The sequence below is a fragment of the Halomonas sp. 113 genome (assembly GCF_904067645.1).
Taxonomy (GTDB): Bacteria; Pseudomonadota; Gammaproteobacteria; order Pseudomonadales; family Halomonadaceae; genus Vreelandella; species Vreelandella titanicae.
The window spans coordinates 1,627,089-1,641,636 of the sequence record NZ_LR881453.1; the positions used below are offsets into that span (position 1 = coordinate 1,627,089).

Consider the following 14,548-nt stretch of genomic DNA (forward strand, 5'->3'; position numbering starts at 1 on the left):
CTTGTAGCCCATTAGGATTGAGTATCAAAAAAGCTTCCCCATAAGCTCTGAGTTTGAGTAGGGGAAGCTTTTTTATTACCTCTCCAAGCCCCTTAGCTCTTTAACAAACAGGGGGTATTGAGCAACAACAGAAAATCGGCACCGCCACTTAGTGGCGGTGCCGTGGGGTTAGTCCATGACCCTAGCCGAACAGGTAGGACTCAAGGTCCGTTTCAACGCCTATCAGGTTGGCTGGGTCCAGATAATTATCCACGTCTGGACGGCTGAGCTGTTGGTGTTCGTCGGAGTCCGTAAACGCCAGCACCATTTCAACCAGCGTGGCCTCTCCGTTTTGCAGTACCTCTTGCCAATACTGCTCGCCAGCGGTGTCCGGTGAGCGATTGAGTACCCGCTCATAAAGCGTATCGATGAAGGCCTCAACATCGAGCGGCTCGCCGGTGGTTAGCAAGTCTTCGCTTTCCAGCAGGCTGGCCGCTACTGCTTCTGGCGCTTGGTCACTCTCCAGCCATTCATCAAACGCTGCTTCATCGGGTGCTTCGCCGACTAAGCCGGTATAGAGGCGTACCAACGTCTCGGCCAGCGGGTCTTGCTCTGCTGATACACCGGTATCAAACCCCAGTGAGCGCATTTCCATTTGCTCAAGGTTCACGCCCCAGGCCAGCAGCTTATTGCCGTTCACGAGGGGGATATTGGCGTTGATGTACTCCTGTGATTGAACAAACCAACGGGCGACCTCGCTACGATCCCCGTTACTGTCCACCAAGACGTCTAACCAGTAATCGCGGCCGCTTTCATCCGCCTCGCGGCCTAGCGCGGCTTGATACAGCGTCTCCACAAAGGTGGCATTATCGCTGCCCATGCCTTGCAATGCGGCGACCGTCTCTTCCGCTAACATAAAATCCTGAACAATAGCGTTGAAGCTGCCTTCGGTGTTTTGCTGCGTCACCCAGTACTCCAAGCCTTCCCGCTCAGCAACACGATCAAGAATCCCGTTGTATAAACGGATAATGGGTGTCAGCACCGTATCGAACTCAGGGTAACGCACAAAGGTGGCGGTATTACGCAGCTGTTCCAAGAGCTCAGATGGCAATTCCCATCCCTTTTCAGTGAATATATCAACAAAGTTGGCGAGCTCAATTGGCTCGGGTTCAGGCTCTGGCTCGGGTTCAGGCTCAGGCTCAGGCTCGGGTTCAGGCTCGGGTTCAGGTTCAGGTTCTGGCTCGGGTTCAGGTTCTGGCTCGGGTTCTGGTTCAGGCTCTGGCTCAGGTTCTGGTTCTGGTTCAGGCTCTGGCTCAGGTTCTGGTTCAGGCTCAGGTTCTGGTTCAGGCTCAGGTTCTGGTTCAGGTTCAGGCTCAGGTTCTGGCTCCGGCTCCGGTGCTGCTTCCACCGTAAAGGTCACAGTTCCAGAGACCCTTTCCACACCATCCTCGCCACCATCAGCCAGGGTAAAGTCAAAGCTGGCATTGCCCGCACTGCTGCCCGCGGTAAATGTCACCAAGCCATTGTCGATGTCTTGTTGGGTAAACGTCTCGCCTGCGGCTAAGGCGGTACCATCGAGCAATAACGTACCGGACGTTGGCAGGGTGTTCAGTGTATAAGTGAGCTCATCGCCAGCATCATCCGGATCGCCTTCATTCAGGTTGGCCGTCGTTAATGTGACGCTACGGCCGGCTTTTACGCTGGGGCCTGCGTTGGTGGCGATGGTAGGTGCATTATTGATGCCTTCCACTGTCACGCTAAGGGTGGACGTGCTGGTATTGCCTGCGGTGTCTTGAATGTCGACGGTGACATCGGTGGTAAGCGTGTCACCGTGGGCAAGGGCTTCAAACTCACCATTGGGGTCGAAGCTAGCCGTGCCATCGGCTTCGATAATAAAGCGCCCGCCGTTGCTGCCCGCCACCGCGCTGCCCAGGGCATCGGCACGGTCATTCACAGCGGTGATAGGGGCCGTGTCGTCTGCGCCTGTGTCGTTATCGGTTAGCTTATCGCCTGATCCGTTAACGTTGGTCAGCAGGGTCTCCCCCGCATCTTCGCGTACTGTGGCAGTCGTATCATTATTGGCCGTGGGCGCGGTGGTATCCAGGATCAGAGCAAGATCCGCCGATGCGCTGCTGGTATTACCTGCGCTATCGCCAACCAGCGTATCGATCGTGTTGAGGCCTTCGCTTAGGTCGCCTTCGGCCAAGGTGAAGGCCCAGTCACCGCTGCCATTGGCGGTGGCGCTACCCACGCTGATGCCATCGACCCGAACCGTCACGGTAGCGCCTGCCTCGGCTCCGGCTCCGGTGAGAGTGGGCGTTGTGTGGTTGGTGAGATTATCGCTAGCGCTCACGCCGCTATCGGAATCCGCCGCGAGCGTGGGCGCTGAAGCAGCAGGCGAATTGGCATCAATCGACAAATCCGTATTGTCGGCAAGGTTTTGCCCACTGGGCAGCGTAGCAAGGTCCGCCGCAATGCCGTTATCGTGGGCGACCAGCGTGGCACCGCCGGTCAGGGTTAGCGAGTCGACGTTAAGCCCCGTAGTGTCCGTCTCACCCTCTTGCACCGTATAACGGCCACTAAACTGCGTTTGGTTAGCGGCGTCGCTATTGGTGAGAAGGATCGTGGCGCCGGTGTTGAGTGTAGCCGTTAGTGCACCGCCGTTGGCAGTAAAGTCGACCGCTTTATCGAACGTCACGGTGATATCAATGCTGCTGCCCACCGCAAAGGTGCCATCGGCGGTGGGCGAGGTAATCGCCTGAATCGCCGGGCTAGTGGCGGTAACCACGCTGAAGAGGTCGTTTTGCGTTACGGCGGCAAGCGTATTGCCCGCCGCATCCTGAGCATTGCTGACTCGCACATCCACGTCATTGATCACTTCATTGGCATCAGCGGTGTCAAAGGTGGCGGTATAGGTGGTGGCATTCTCCCAATTGCCCGCGTTAAACGTCAGGGTGTTGGTGGGGTCTTCTGCTGGGAAGTCGATCGTCGGATCAACGCCCGTATCCATCGCTTCGTTGAAGTTCAGCGTCAGGGTAAAACGACCGCTGCCTATTTGATCATCAGTGATGGTGGTGAGCGACGGTACAATAGCGCCATCCAGAGTGGGGCGAGCCGCGTCGATGACATCAGCACTCTGGCTGATAGCAGTAGTGTAAGTACTAGAGCTATTGCCTGCCGCATCGGACAGCACAAAGTTAACGGGAATATCGTCGCCTGGGGCGCGGGATGTATCCCCCTCCTGTACCGTGTAAGTGGCGGTATAGTTGCCGCCGCCCTGATCGGTAAAACCGGCGACCGTTACCCCGTTTACCGTGCCGGCGTCCAGCGACAAGCCTGCCTCTCCCGCGGTAATAGCGACGGTCACGGTATCGCCGATTTTATGACTGCTATTCGGTATAGAAACGCTGGTGATGACGGGCGCTACGGCATCAATGACAATGTCTTTGTTGGCGCTGAGCGAGTGGGCAGTCCCCGGTGTAGGCAGGGTGAGTTCGCTGTCGTTGCCTGCTGCATCGCGAATGGAGCCGCCATTGAGGATGATTCCAGCGTTGGTCAGCGCCAGATCACTGGACTCATCCCCCGCCTGGACGGTATACGCAAACGTCAGCTCGTCGGTACCTGAGCCAGCCACGTAATCGATGGTGCGATCCGTTGCCCCGGTTTCCAGCGTCAACTGCGGTGTACCGTTGACCGTCACGGCTTCGCTGAACGCTAGGGTGATGTTAACGGTGTCGCCCGCTTTATAAGTACCGTCGGCATTCGTCGAGGTGATATGGGTTACACTCGGGTTCACCACGTCAACGGTATGTGCAGTGCCGCTCGAGAAGCCCTCCGAGGCATTGCCTGCACCATCATTGATGTCGGTGCCGTCGTTCAGGTCAAGGCGCAAGTCGCCTTCGCCGGTAATGGTATCCACAGTGACGGTGTAGCTACTGCCGGAGCCTGAAATGGAGGCGATATTACCCGACGCGCTGCCGGTGGTGTTGAGTAGGAAGTCATCGGTAGAAACATCGTCGACGTCTTCGCTAAAGGTAACGGTGTAATCCACTGAGGCAGCATTGGCTGCAGGCGAACCACTGGGCGCAATACTCGTAACGCTAGGGGCGATGGCATCGATCACAATATCTTTATTGCTACTCAAAGAGTTAGCATCGCCTGAGGCGGGCAGGGCCAACACCGTGTCGTTACCTGCCGAGTCCTTTATAGAGCCGCCATTGAGCATGATCTCACTACCCGCCAGCGCCAGATCAGTGGACTCATCACCCGCCTGAACGGTATATGCAAACGTCAGCGTGTTAGTCCCGGAGCCCGCCGTATAGTCAATGACTCGGTCAGTTGCCCCGGTTTCCAGCGTTAGCTGCGGCGTCCCGGTGACGGTCACAACTTCACTAAAGGTCAGCGTAATATCAACGGTGTCACCCGCGTTATACGTCCCGTCGGCCGTCGGTGAGGTGACGTTGGTGACGCTCGGCTTGACCCGATCAACGCTGTGAGCCGTACCGCTGGTGTAGCCTGCCGGGGCATTGGTGGCCACATCATCGATATCGGTGCCACTGTTAAGATCCAGGCGCAGGTCACCTTCACCGCTAATACCGGTAACACTGACCGTATAGCTGTCACCGCTGCCAGCAACCGCACTAATCGTGCCCGAGGCGGTGCCGGTGGAGGTAAGGGTGAAATCATCGGCAGAGACATTGCTGACGCTTTCGCTAAAGGTAACGGTGTAATCGGCGGATGCAGCATTGGCATCGGGTGAACCGCTGGGGGCAATACTGGTAACGCTGGGAGCCACATCGTCGGTGACATTGATGGTGACATCTTGCGTTGATGCGGTATTGCCATCGGTGGCTTGTACGCTGAGCGTATAGCTGCCGGTCGCACTGGCATCGAGCTGGCTGGTATCGCTCAGGGTGATCTCGCCCGTGGCGCCATCGATCGTGAAGGCGTTGCCAGTGTTGCCGGACTCGATGGAGTAGCTCACCGAGTTATCGTCACCGGTAGTGGCGACCGTGCCCAGGGAAGTGCTGTTGGTATCGCTCTCGTTAACGCTAAAGGATTGGCCGACGGTGATGGCCGGGGCAATATCGTTGACCGAAATAGTGATGTCTTGGGTCGCGGTGTTGTTGCTACTTTCGCCGTCATCGGCCTGGATAGTCAGGGTGTAGCTTGCGGTGGTTTCATAGTCGAGCGCTGCTTCACCCGCTGCATTTAATGTGACTTCGCCGTTGGAAGCATTGATATCAAAGTAGTCTTCCCCTGTACCACCGACAATCGAATAAGTGACCGAATCAATTCCGCCACCGTCGCCATCGTTCGCTTCTATATCGCTATCCACCAGCACCACTGTGCCACTGATGGCGGTTTCATCGATATTGCCGTCGTTGATGGTAGTGAACACTGGCGAGTTGTTTGCACTAGTAAAACTGATGTCGTCAAAATAAAACTGCTCAGGGTCAACTGGTGCCATAGTAAACGATATGATGCCAGTAAAGCTGCTTAAGTCAACGACACTGGCGTCGTTTAGATTAGCAATGGGGCCGCTGGGTATATCCGTATGACCGCTGGCGCTGAACGTAGCCTGAGTTTCGCCAGAAGTTGTCAGGAGTTCGATCGTTCCCATATCAACAACTTGATCGAATGTAAAAGTATATGTGGTTCCTGCAGTGCTGTAGTTAGTCTCTACATAAGCGGCAAAGCCTTCCAAATTATACATGGAGCCTACATTTTGCAGACCCAAATCGGCGCCATTAGACGCCGATATTGTCAAGGTAACCCCGTTAACTTGTTCGCTGACAGTTAGTCCGTTATCAATGGCGTTACCTGAATCCCAATTAAATACAGATTCTGCCGCCAGCAGCCCTTGCCAAGTGCTCTGCTGCTCAATACCTATTAAACTGCTGGTTTCTACTTGACCATACTGCTGCTCTAACACCCAGTTGCCGCCAAGGCTGTTCGCACCGGTTAAGTCATCGGAGGCGGCCACATCCGCCCCGGTTACCCGTGCTAGCGCTTCCACAAACCGCAGTCCCTGCTCGCCCGCGCCAACATCACAGCCGTAAATAAGGATGTCGCCGTTTGGCCCCAATGCTTCGCCCCATTGTTCCAGGAAGCTGGTATAACCCGGCAGAGTCTCGCTATCAAGCGTGCTGTTACCAAGCGCTAGGCGCCCTTCACTGCCGTGGGAAACCAAGTGGATAGCGTCAAATTCGCCGCGCTGTGCTAACGCCTGGGCGATTTGTTCAACGCCGCTGGTGTTAGGGTCTAACAGTATGACCACGGTATCGTCGGCCACGCCGTTAAGCAGTGCTTGATAATCGTCAACTCGGGGGTCGACGAAGATGACTTCGTTACGACCAGTCGATTGGCTTGGGGACGTTTGGCGGGTGGGAGTATTCATAAAGAGTACACTCTTTAAGTTGTGTAGAGATTTGGTTATATGGTTGTGTAGGTTTTTTCTAAGTCTTTGTTCTATGTCTTTTTTATATCGCTTTTCTAGACGGCTTTTTTATACGGCGTCGACCCGGTAGTAGGCTGGTGGCAGATCTGAGACGCCGCCGCCAATGATAGCGATCCGAAGCGCTGTAATACCTATCTAAACGCTCCTCGTGAAGCCCTTTGCTCCAGGATCTTTCGAAAGCACGTCGCTGACAAGGGGTTGCGAGAAGCTGATACTGAAGTGATCCGTTGTGCTATGGGTGGCCGTTCTAGTGATTTCGGTGATACCCAACTGATACTGTGATTCTGCGGCATCTAAGCTGAAATGCTGAGTATGACAGCCGTCACTGAGGAAGCGACACTGTCTGTGATTGATATAACGATGCTCACAGGGTGAAAGATGCATACATTGGTTTTCCCTATTTCAACACTGCTGGATGATCTGGCCGCTCGATTAGGCCCTTCTTCCCGCGTTCAGAAACACGTGATCGCGCTCTTCGCTACACCAAAGGGCTCCGCTGCTTTGTTTTGTAAAGTGTCCTAAATTTTTATTTAATTTTTTTGTTTAGCTTATGCTTATTTAGATTTTCTCACTACTCACTACTCACTACTTATACAGTTTTTAGGTTTCTTACTACGGAAAAACAGTTTAAGCAGTAAATTGCAGTTTATTGAGAAAATTGCCAAATAAGTATTAATATTATGGTCATTGGCCTAAGTGTATGCAAGATTTTACTGCTAGGTTCAATGAGGCTATGGTGCTAGAGCGTGCAGCAGGGTTGCCCACTACTAACGCGCAGCAGTTAGTGACCTAGTAGCGAGTGGACAATGTTAGCCAGCGCAAGCATTAAGCGACGCCTTATTAAAGGCATTTGTATTACAACAGTAACAAGGAGTGCTTTATGGATCCATTTATTGGGGAAATCAAAATGTTAGGCTTTGCATGGGCACCGGTGGACTGGGCTCTGTGCGATGGAGCCCAGCTATCGATTGCACAGTATACTGCCCTATACTCTTTGCTTGGCGTTGCTTATGGCGGCAATGGTCAAACCACCTTTAACCTGCCAGATCTGAGAGGGCGAATGCCCAGAGGGCAAGGTCAGGTAGCGGGCATGCCAAATGTCACTATCGGTGAGCAGGCTGGAGCGGAAAACCGCACACTGACTATCAATCAGATGCCTCAACATACCCATGCCGCTGGGGCAATGACCACACCTGATGCCGCCAATGAAGACACGCCTGCCACAGGGGATTATCTAGCCAGCGGTAAAGTTAATCTCAATGACCCGGTTCGTAATTACTATCGTGGCACCCCCTCTGGCACGGTTGAATTAGGTAATGGCCAAACGGGCATTACCGGAGGGAGCCAACCGTTTAACGTTATGAACCCTTATCTCGCCCTGAACTTCAGTATTGCATTGCAGGGTATCTATCCATCCCGCCAATAGGTAGGGCAACAAGTGATGGTGGCCGAACGTTTGGAGGTTCGGCCTCTTATCGTAGGAGTCACAATGTTAGGCACCATTACGGCGGCGGACTTTCAGCCGCTACAGGGAAAAGAGTGTACCTTTGAGGCGACCTCTGCGCTTTCGGTGAAGTTAACGGTCGAGCAAATAACAAGCCGCCCCGACTGCCAAGTGCCTGGGGCAGGCGAAGCGCGGGAGCCTTTCGGTGTTCTTCTGTCTGGGCAACAAGATGAGGTTGGTTTTACCAGCGCCACCGGGGTCTTGCGCTTAGGCGACGGAGCAACGCTAGAAGGCGTCTACATTAACCGTGTGTTACCCCCAATGGGTAGCGACCCACGACCCTGGTATCAACTGGTTTTTAACTAATATTTTTAACTAATAGTTGACTAGGGCGTTTGCGGATACCAGACCCAGCGCTCTACTGCCCCTATTAATCCTTCAAAACGGAACCCTAGCTGCTGGTAAAGCTGTTTGGCATACACATTAAATGGATCGACGGAAAGGGAAACGGGGCTCATAACTTGAGCCCCTGCTGACTGGACTGCCCTAAGAACAACAGCCCCATAACCCTTGTTACGTGCCCCCTTGATCAGCGCGAGGTCGAGAATATGCACTTCATTAGCACCGAAATCCACCGTCACACGGCCGATCCGCTCACCCTGTTTCTCGACGATATAATACAAGGCATTGGGGTAGGCAGTTCCATAACCGATTGCCTGGGCCTTAACCTGCATCTCAAGCAGCGCCTCAATCATGTCTTGATCAGCCAGCGCTAGTTGCAGGTCTTGCCGGATATCTCGATAAAGCGCTTCAAGAAAAAGATGATCTGAATCTCTAGAGGGCCGAAGTTGCAACCCATCGTTTAAGTGCCCGCCAATACCTGCCATTCGTTTGCCATTGCCCAAGGGTATAAGTTGATTGAATCGCCCACCACTACAAGATAAACGTGAGCTTGCCAAAAATCGTGAGTGCTCACCAACCCCCTTGGCCCTCTAACAAGCTTCGGGTGTTGTTATTGAGCGGTAAGCGAAAATCGGCGCTGCCGAGTACCATGGCATCACCTGCTCGCACGACCCGAGCACTTACATAGACGTAGTCCTGGCCCTGTGCATAGGTGCCCATTAAAATTGAACGGGCGTTGTGCTGAGCGGTTAGGCGCTGAACTTGCCGTGATAGAATCAATTCCCCCACGCTCTCTTCGATAAACATGCTGTCGCGCATTTTGACTTCGCGTACCTGCATACCCTGACGGGCCAGTGCGGAGGCCATAATTTCAGAGCTAATACGCCCAAGCGTAGACGACTGGCTTAGATTGTCGATGCTCACAAAAGTGGCAGCAATCATGGGGCTATAGCGCGTGAGCTCTGGATTGCTGGCAACCATCTGCTCGGCAGCGGCATGAACCAATTCAGAGAGATCGGGTTCCGGTTCGGCGGGCGTATTGTTAGCATTGCCCAGCGCGCTGCAACCAGCCAGTAACAGTAGCGTTATGCCCATGGTCATCCCACGGGTAGCATGGCCGATAGAGCGAGCGCGCCAAGTAGTGAAAAGTGTCATCAGCATGAAATTACCACGTATCAGTAAGGGAAACGGAGGGTGTGGTAGGTGCCTGAGGCACGCGATGGGGGGCATATTGACGACGGTCACCGGCATTGATGTAGTAAATGTTGGACGAAGAGTAGAGAATTCGTTCGCCGTCGATAATTTGCGTGGTCACGATGATCTCTTCGTCACCGGTGTATGTCCAACTACCGCTGGTGGTATCGGCAAGCATGCCGGCGGGGATTAATCCCAGCGCAGGTTCGCTCCACTGATTAAACGGAATCGTGGCTACCGCAATGCCCGCGGTGAGTGCGGTAAAAGCGCCAACCGGTGGGCGGATAAAGCCGCGGTCACGGTGCTCGACAACTTCGACGTCGATAGTGATATTGGCGCTGTTTGCAGTGGGGACGGTGGTAAGGTTAGCGCCCCGTGACACCAGTTCGCTGGTCAGCAGTGCGCGAAAGCCACGCCCAAATTCACCGCCACTGTAGGCGTGCAGTGCTTCACTGTCTGACTCGCTGATGTGTAAATCGCGATTGCGAACGCGCTCGCGTTGTAAAATGCTGGTAGCTTCATGGCGGGCCAGCACATCCCAGTGGTGAGCTGCCTGCATACGTTGCTGTTCGGTATAGGGGTAGGTAGTGGCGATCGGCGCTTGAGATGTGTTGGCATAAAAGCAGCCGCTAAGCATTAAGCTTGCCAGCCCCAAACTAACAGGACGTATGAAATAGGGTAATGGAAATAATCGGGGACGGGTGCGCACCTGCTGGTTCCTTTTTCGCTACAAAACGGCTTTTGATAGACTATGTGCTTTGCTTAGTTTGCCATGCCTAATTCGACGTATCTAATTCATCATACCTAGCAAGATCGGCCACGAGGTTAAAAACTTGAATGAGCGATAATGCCAATGCTTGAAGATCACCGCGGCGGTCCGCGCCATGATTCGCTGATGTCGGCCTATCATGAAAGTGATAGCGGTAGCGGTTGGATGATCAGTTATCTCGATATCATGACCTTGTTGGTGGCTCTGTTCGTGGTCATTATCGCCGCTGCAGGGCCGGTTATTCCTCAATTGAACCAGAAGGATAGTGTGAGCGAGGACGCGGGCACATCCTCGCCTACTTTGGGAGTCCCCCTGCCTGAAGCATTGGCCCAGGTAAGCCATGAGCGTGAGAGTGTCGCCCGGTGGAGCAGTGCAGGATTGAACCCCATGGCGATTAGTGCGGCACTTGGCGTGGCAGGGCTGCCCAAGCTGGCCGATCTTCCTCGACGAGTCAGCTTCGGTGTTCCACCGCTTTTGGCAGCACCATTGCCGCCTGCTGAGCCGGTTATTTCCTTACCAAAACTACTGATGCCCGCGGGCAGCGATGATTTTACATCGCCCTTAGCTGACTACATGGTGGTGTTAACCGACCACCCCCCGGCAAATGTACAAGTGGTGAGCGATGAGTCAGTAGCGGGGGCGACTGCGCTAAATCAGGCGCTTTCGGAACGCGTTGAAGAGTCTACCTATTTGCCCGACCTGGAGGGTGTTGAAGTATCGCGGGTGGCTGAGGGGATTAGCCTGCGTGTACAGGATCAACTGCTGTTTCCCTCTGCCACGGCTGAGCTAACCAACGATGGGTCGTCACTAGTGAGCAGTTTGCTCGAGACTATTCAGCGCTACGATGGCGAAGTGTGGGTGGAGGGCCATTCGGATAGCCAGACCATTAGCACCGAGGAGTTCTCATCTAACTGGGCGCTGTCGAGTGCTCGTGCCATTGCCATTGTGGAAGCGCTGGAAGCGGCGGGCGTGGATGCTGAACGCCTTCGCGCAGTCGGCTTGGCAGCAACAAAACCGCTAGAGAGCAACGCCACCGCGGAAGGGCGTGCACGTAATCGGCGGGTTGAGGTGGTGATTCATGTGGAGTAAGGGGCAGTTAATAGAGGAGTAAATAGCTGCTCAGCTATAAGGAAAATGTCATTGCGAGAAGCGCAGCGACGCGGCAATCTGATTTGTCAGTGATAGCTAACCCCGAGATTGCTTCTCTATGTTTGCAATGACGGCAACATGATCGCCACGCTTCGCTCGCGATGACATAAGAGGGGCAATGACATAGAAAAAAGCCCGCCGGGGGAGGCGGGCATTAAAGGGCTTGGCTCACTGCAGTCCACTGGCATCAGGTGAGGGGTGTACAGGATTGCCAGTGGGTACAATGTCAGTATAGCTATTTATTAAGCGTTGCCAAGTGCGGTAAAGCTTTTTTTACTTTTTATCATCTTAGTTATCGCTAATGCTTATTCTGAAAGGGGCTGTACAAAGCGCACCGATCTGCTTCATGCACTTTTGTGGTGCGTTTTAACTGCCTCTTTTTGGTGCTTGCAAGTACTCTGATTTATTTATCCCGTCAAATGCCACGTAACCCTCTGTTGAATAGACACTTCTCTGTTTTGGCTTATTAATTGCTATGCTTTACGTAGCAATTAATAGCTGGTCATAGTAGTTAATAGCTGGCCATAGCTATTTAGGCGTTCTAGACACGACGTCTTAACGAAGCGTTAAGGCCGAAGAGAGGTAGTGCTATGCCTGAACCCGCTCGTCTTTCAGCGTCAACCCCTTCGGTTGATCCGGCTCTGCAGCCGCGGCTTGTCTTGACCGATTTAGATGGCTCACTGCTCGACCATCACAGTTATGACTTCAGCCCTGCTGCTCCCTGGCTTGCCCGCTTAAAGCAAATGGGGGTGCCGGTGGTTCCGGTGACCAGTAAAACCCATGCCGAACTGATACCGCTGCGCGAAGCGCTGGGCCTCACGGCAACCCCATTTATTGCTGAAAATGGTGCGGTTATTGGTCTCCCCCCTGGCTGGTGTCATGCACGCTTAGACCGTCCAGGCAGTGGCCGTGATGGTGTTGTTATCAAACATCCTGGTGTGGATATTGGCTTTATACGTGCCCGATTAAAGGTGTGGCGTGAACGCTTGGATATTCGCTTTACCCGCATGGGAGAGATGAGCGTAGCTGAGGTGATGGAGCTTACCGAGCTCGACGCAGTTCGCGCCCGGGATGCTCGGCAGCGGGAAGGTAGCGAACCGTTGTTGTGGGAAGACTCGGCCGCGGCCCTTGAGACGTTTCGCGCCGCTTTAGAGGGGGATGGCTTACAGCTTACTCAAGGTGGACGCTTTTGGCATGTAATGGGGCGCTCCGCCGATAAGGGCAATGCCGTCGAGTGGCTGGTTAAACGCTTCACGGCATTAAGAGGGCGAATGCCTCTTTCATTGGGTTTGGGAGATGGGCCAAACGATATCACCATGCTCGAAGCAGTGGATCAAGCGGTCGTGATACGAGGTTGTCACGACTTAGCCGTAGAACCCCGCAATGCTTCGCTCTATCGCACGTATGCCACAGGGCCAACCGGCTGGGCTGAGGGAGTGGCCTACTGGTGGGGGCGAGATGACCGCCGTTTAGCGACGGCGGAAAAGGGCGATGCCGCTGTCCTTTGAGTACAGTTCTTTGAGTCCAGTACTTTGACCCCAGTTCTATGAATCCAGGGAGGTAAGTGAATGAGTGACTTTCATCAAAACGGAATTATTACCGACTTTCACAACCTTACCCGGCGCTCGGTGGAGGCGCTTGAACAAGAGCTGTGCCAGTTTGCTCGACGACGTCCAATGGGGCTGATTCTACCGTCGCTGTTTTCGGAGCTGGAAGGGCCAGCGCTGTCGGCGATCGTCGATGAGCTGGTTAAAGTCCCTTATCTCAACGAGATTGTCATTGGTCTGGATAGAGCCGATCGCGAGCAATTTTTATATGCTCGGGAGTTTTTCTCACGCCTGCCGCAACACACGCGCATCTTATGGAACGATGGCCCACGGCTGCGCGCCCTGGATGCGGAGCTGGAAGAGCACGGTTTAGGCGCTTTAGAGCCTGGGAAAGGGCGCAATGTATGGTATTGCGCAGGCTATATGCTGTCGTCAGGGCGCTCGACGGTGGTAGGGCTTCACGACTGCGATATTTTGACCTATGAGCGTGGGCTGCTTGCGCGCTTGATGTATCCGGTGGCGCACCCCAATTTCAATTACAGCTTCTGCAAAGGTTATTACCCCCGTATTGCCGAGGGTAAACTGAATGGGCGCGTCTCACGGCTGTTAGTCACACCGCTGCTGCGGGCGCTTAAAACTGTCTGTGGGCCGATGCCCTACCTTGATTACCTGGATAGCTTTCGCTACCCACTGTCAGGTGAGTTTGCGATGCGCAGCGAAGTGCTTGAGGGGATTCGTATGCCTGCGGATTGGGGGCTGGAAATTGGCGTTTTGTCGGAGTTACAACGCAACTACTCCCTGCGCCAGCTCTGCCAGGTAGATATTGCCGATGCCTACGACCACAAGCATCAGCCGGTTAGCGAAGATGATCCTGATAGCGGCTTAAACCGCATGAGCCTGGATATTTCAAAAGCGCTCTATCGCAAACTAGCCACCCAGGGGGTTACCTTTAGCAGCGAAGACTTCCGCACGCTTAAAGCTACCTACTACCGCTTTGCGCTGGATTTGATCGAAGCCTACGACCACGATGCGACGATGAACGGCCTAAGCCTTGATCGCCACAGCGAAGAGCAGGCCGTGGAGCTGTTTGCCAGTAACCTGCTCGAAGCGGGCAATCTTTTTATGGATAACCCACGTGAGCGACCCTTTATCCCCAGCTGGAACCGTGTTCAGGCCGCGGTGCCAGATCTGCTCACGCGTATGCACGAAGCGGTAGAGCTGGATAACCAAGGTAAGGTTTAGCGCCTATTCATATGTCATTGCAAGGAGCCTACTCATATGTCATTGCGAGGAGCGCAGCGACGCGGCAATCTCGATCTGCGATGGCAGGTAACCTCGAGATTGCTTCACTGCGTTCCCAATGACAACACCGAGATCGCCACGCTTCGCTCGCGATGACACCCATTTGTCATTGCAAGGAGCCTACTCATATGTCATTGCGAGGAGCGCAGCGACGCGGCAATCTCGATCTACGATGGCAGGTAACCCCGAGATTGCTTCACTGCGTTCCCAATGACAACACCGAGATCGCCACGCTTCGCTCGCGATGACACCCATTTGTCATTGCAAGGAGCCTACTCATATGTCATTGCGAGGAGCGCAGC

9 protein-coding genes are annotated in these 14,548 nt (G+C 54.1%); 5 read left to right on the forward strand and 4 right to left on the reverse strand.

The features are described 5' to 3' along the window. Nucleotides 1-181: 181 nt before the first annotated feature. Nucleotides 182-6,379, reverse strand: coding sequence for a DUF4347 domain-containing protein (locus tag YERSI8AC_RS07770; RefSeq protein WP_159176473.1), 6,198 nt, complete (start codon nucleotides 6,377-6,379; stop codon nucleotides 182-184). Nucleotides 6,380-7,319: 940 nt separating this feature from the next. Between YERSI8AC_RS07770 and YERSI8AC_RS07775 the strand changes: the two genes are divergently transcribed. Continuing rightward, nucleotides 7,320-7,865 carry a phage tail protein gene (locus tag YERSI8AC_RS07775; RefSeq protein WP_159176474.1) on the forward strand — a complete coding sequence of 182 codons (546 nt, stop codon included), beginning with the start codon at nucleotides 7,320-7,322 and terminating at the stop codon, nucleotides 7,863-7,865. 63 nt (nucleotides 7,866-7,928) lie between these two features. Next, complete coding sequence (locus YERSI8AC_RS07780) at nucleotides 7,929-8,249, forward strand: DUF6916 family protein (RefSeq protein ID WP_159176475.1); 321 nt, start codon at nucleotides 7,929-7,931, stop codon at nucleotides 8,247-8,249. A 20-nt stretch (nucleotides 8,250-8,269) separates the two neighbouring features. Here the strand turns inward: YERSI8AC_RS07780 and YERSI8AC_RS07785 are convergent, their stop codons facing one another. From YERSI8AC_RS07785 to YERSI8AC_RS07795, 3 genes are all read right to left on the reverse strand, one after another. Further along, the gene (locus YERSI8AC_RS07785; RefSeq protein ID WP_233975341.1) at nucleotides 8,270-8,770 is read right to left on the reverse strand and encodes a GNAT family N-acetyltransferase; all 501 of its coding nucleotides are present in this window, start codon (nucleotides 8,768-8,770) and stop codon (nucleotides 8,270-8,272) included. 85 nt (nucleotides 8,771-8,855) lie between these two features. Further along, nucleotides 8,856-9,386, reverse strand: a complete 531-nt coding sequence (locus YERSI8AC_RS07790) for a FlgO family outer membrane protein (RefSeq protein WP_035538611.1) — start codon at nucleotides 9,384-9,386, stop codon at nucleotides 8,856-8,858. Between the two features lie 64 nt (nucleotides 9,387-9,450). Next, nucleotides 9,451-10,116 carry a hypothetical protein gene (locus YERSI8AC_RS07795; protein ID WP_235976189.1) on the reverse strand — a complete coding sequence of 222 codons (666 nt, stop codon included), beginning with the start codon at nucleotides 10,114-10,116 and terminating at the stop codon, nucleotides 9,451-9,453. A 210-nt stretch (nucleotides 10,117-10,326) separates the two neighbouring features. Between YERSI8AC_RS07795 and YERSI8AC_RS07800 the strand changes: the two genes are divergently transcribed. The 3 genes from YERSI8AC_RS07800 (at nucleotide 10,327) to YERSI8AC_RS07810 (ending at nucleotide 14,186) form a co-directional block, all read left to right on the forward strand. Next, nucleotides 10,327-11,337, forward strand: a complete 1,011-nt coding sequence (locus YERSI8AC_RS07800; RefSeq protein ID WP_317890272.1) for an OmpA family protein — start codon at nucleotides 10,327-10,329, stop codon at nucleotides 11,335-11,337. Nucleotides 11,338-11,987: 650 nt separating this feature from the next. After that, on the forward strand, nucleotides 11,988-12,905 hold the full coding sequence (locus tag YERSI8AC_RS07805; RefSeq protein ID WP_159176477.1) for an HAD-IIB family hydrolase: 918 nt from the start codon (nucleotides 11,988-11,990) through the stop codon (nucleotides 12,903-12,905). Nucleotides 12,906-12,965: 60 nt separating this feature from the next. Then, nucleotides 12,966-14,186, forward strand: a complete 1,221-nt coding sequence (locus YERSI8AC_RS07810) for a hypothetical protein (RefSeq protein WP_009288458.1) — start codon at nucleotides 12,966-12,968, stop codon at nucleotides 14,184-14,186. Nucleotides 14,187-14,548: the final 362 nt, after the last annotated feature.

Bases quoted from the DNA above. Each gene is read 5' to 3' on its own strand.
- YERSI8AC_RS07770 (WP_159176473.1), bottom strand. From the start codon at position 6,379: ATGAATACTCCCACCCGCCAAACGTCCCCAAGCCAATCGACTGGTCGT.
- YERSI8AC_RS07775 (WP_159176474.1), top strand. From the start codon at position 7,320: ATGGATCCATTTATTGGGGAAATCAAAATGTTAGGCTTTGCATGGGCA.
- YERSI8AC_RS07780 (WP_159176475.1), top strand. From the start codon at position 7,929: ATGTTAGGCACCATTACGGCGGCGGACTTTCAGCCGCTACAGGGAAAA.
- YERSI8AC_RS07785 (WP_233975341.1), bottom strand. From the start codon at position 8,770: ATGGCAGGTATTGGCGGGCACTTAAACGATGGGTTGCAACTTCGGCCC.
- YERSI8AC_RS07790 (WP_035538611.1), bottom strand. From the start codon at position 9,386: ATGACCATGGGCATAACGCTACTGTTACTGGCTGGTTGCAGCGCGCTG.
- YERSI8AC_RS07795 (WP_235976189.1), bottom strand. From the start codon at position 10,116: ATGCTTAGCGGCTGCTTTTATGCCAACACATCTCAAGCGCCGATCGCC.
- YERSI8AC_RS07800 (WP_317890272.1), top strand. From the start codon at position 10,327: ATGCCAATGCTTGAAGATCACCGCGGCGGTCCGCGCCATGATTCGCTG.
- YERSI8AC_RS07805 (WP_159176477.1), top strand. From the start codon at position 11,988: ATGCCTGAACCCGCTCGTCTTTCAGCGTCAACCCCTTCGGTTGATCCG.
- YERSI8AC_RS07810 (WP_009288458.1), top strand. From the start codon at position 12,966: ATGAGTGACTTTCATCAAAACGGAATTATTACCGACTTTCACAACCTT.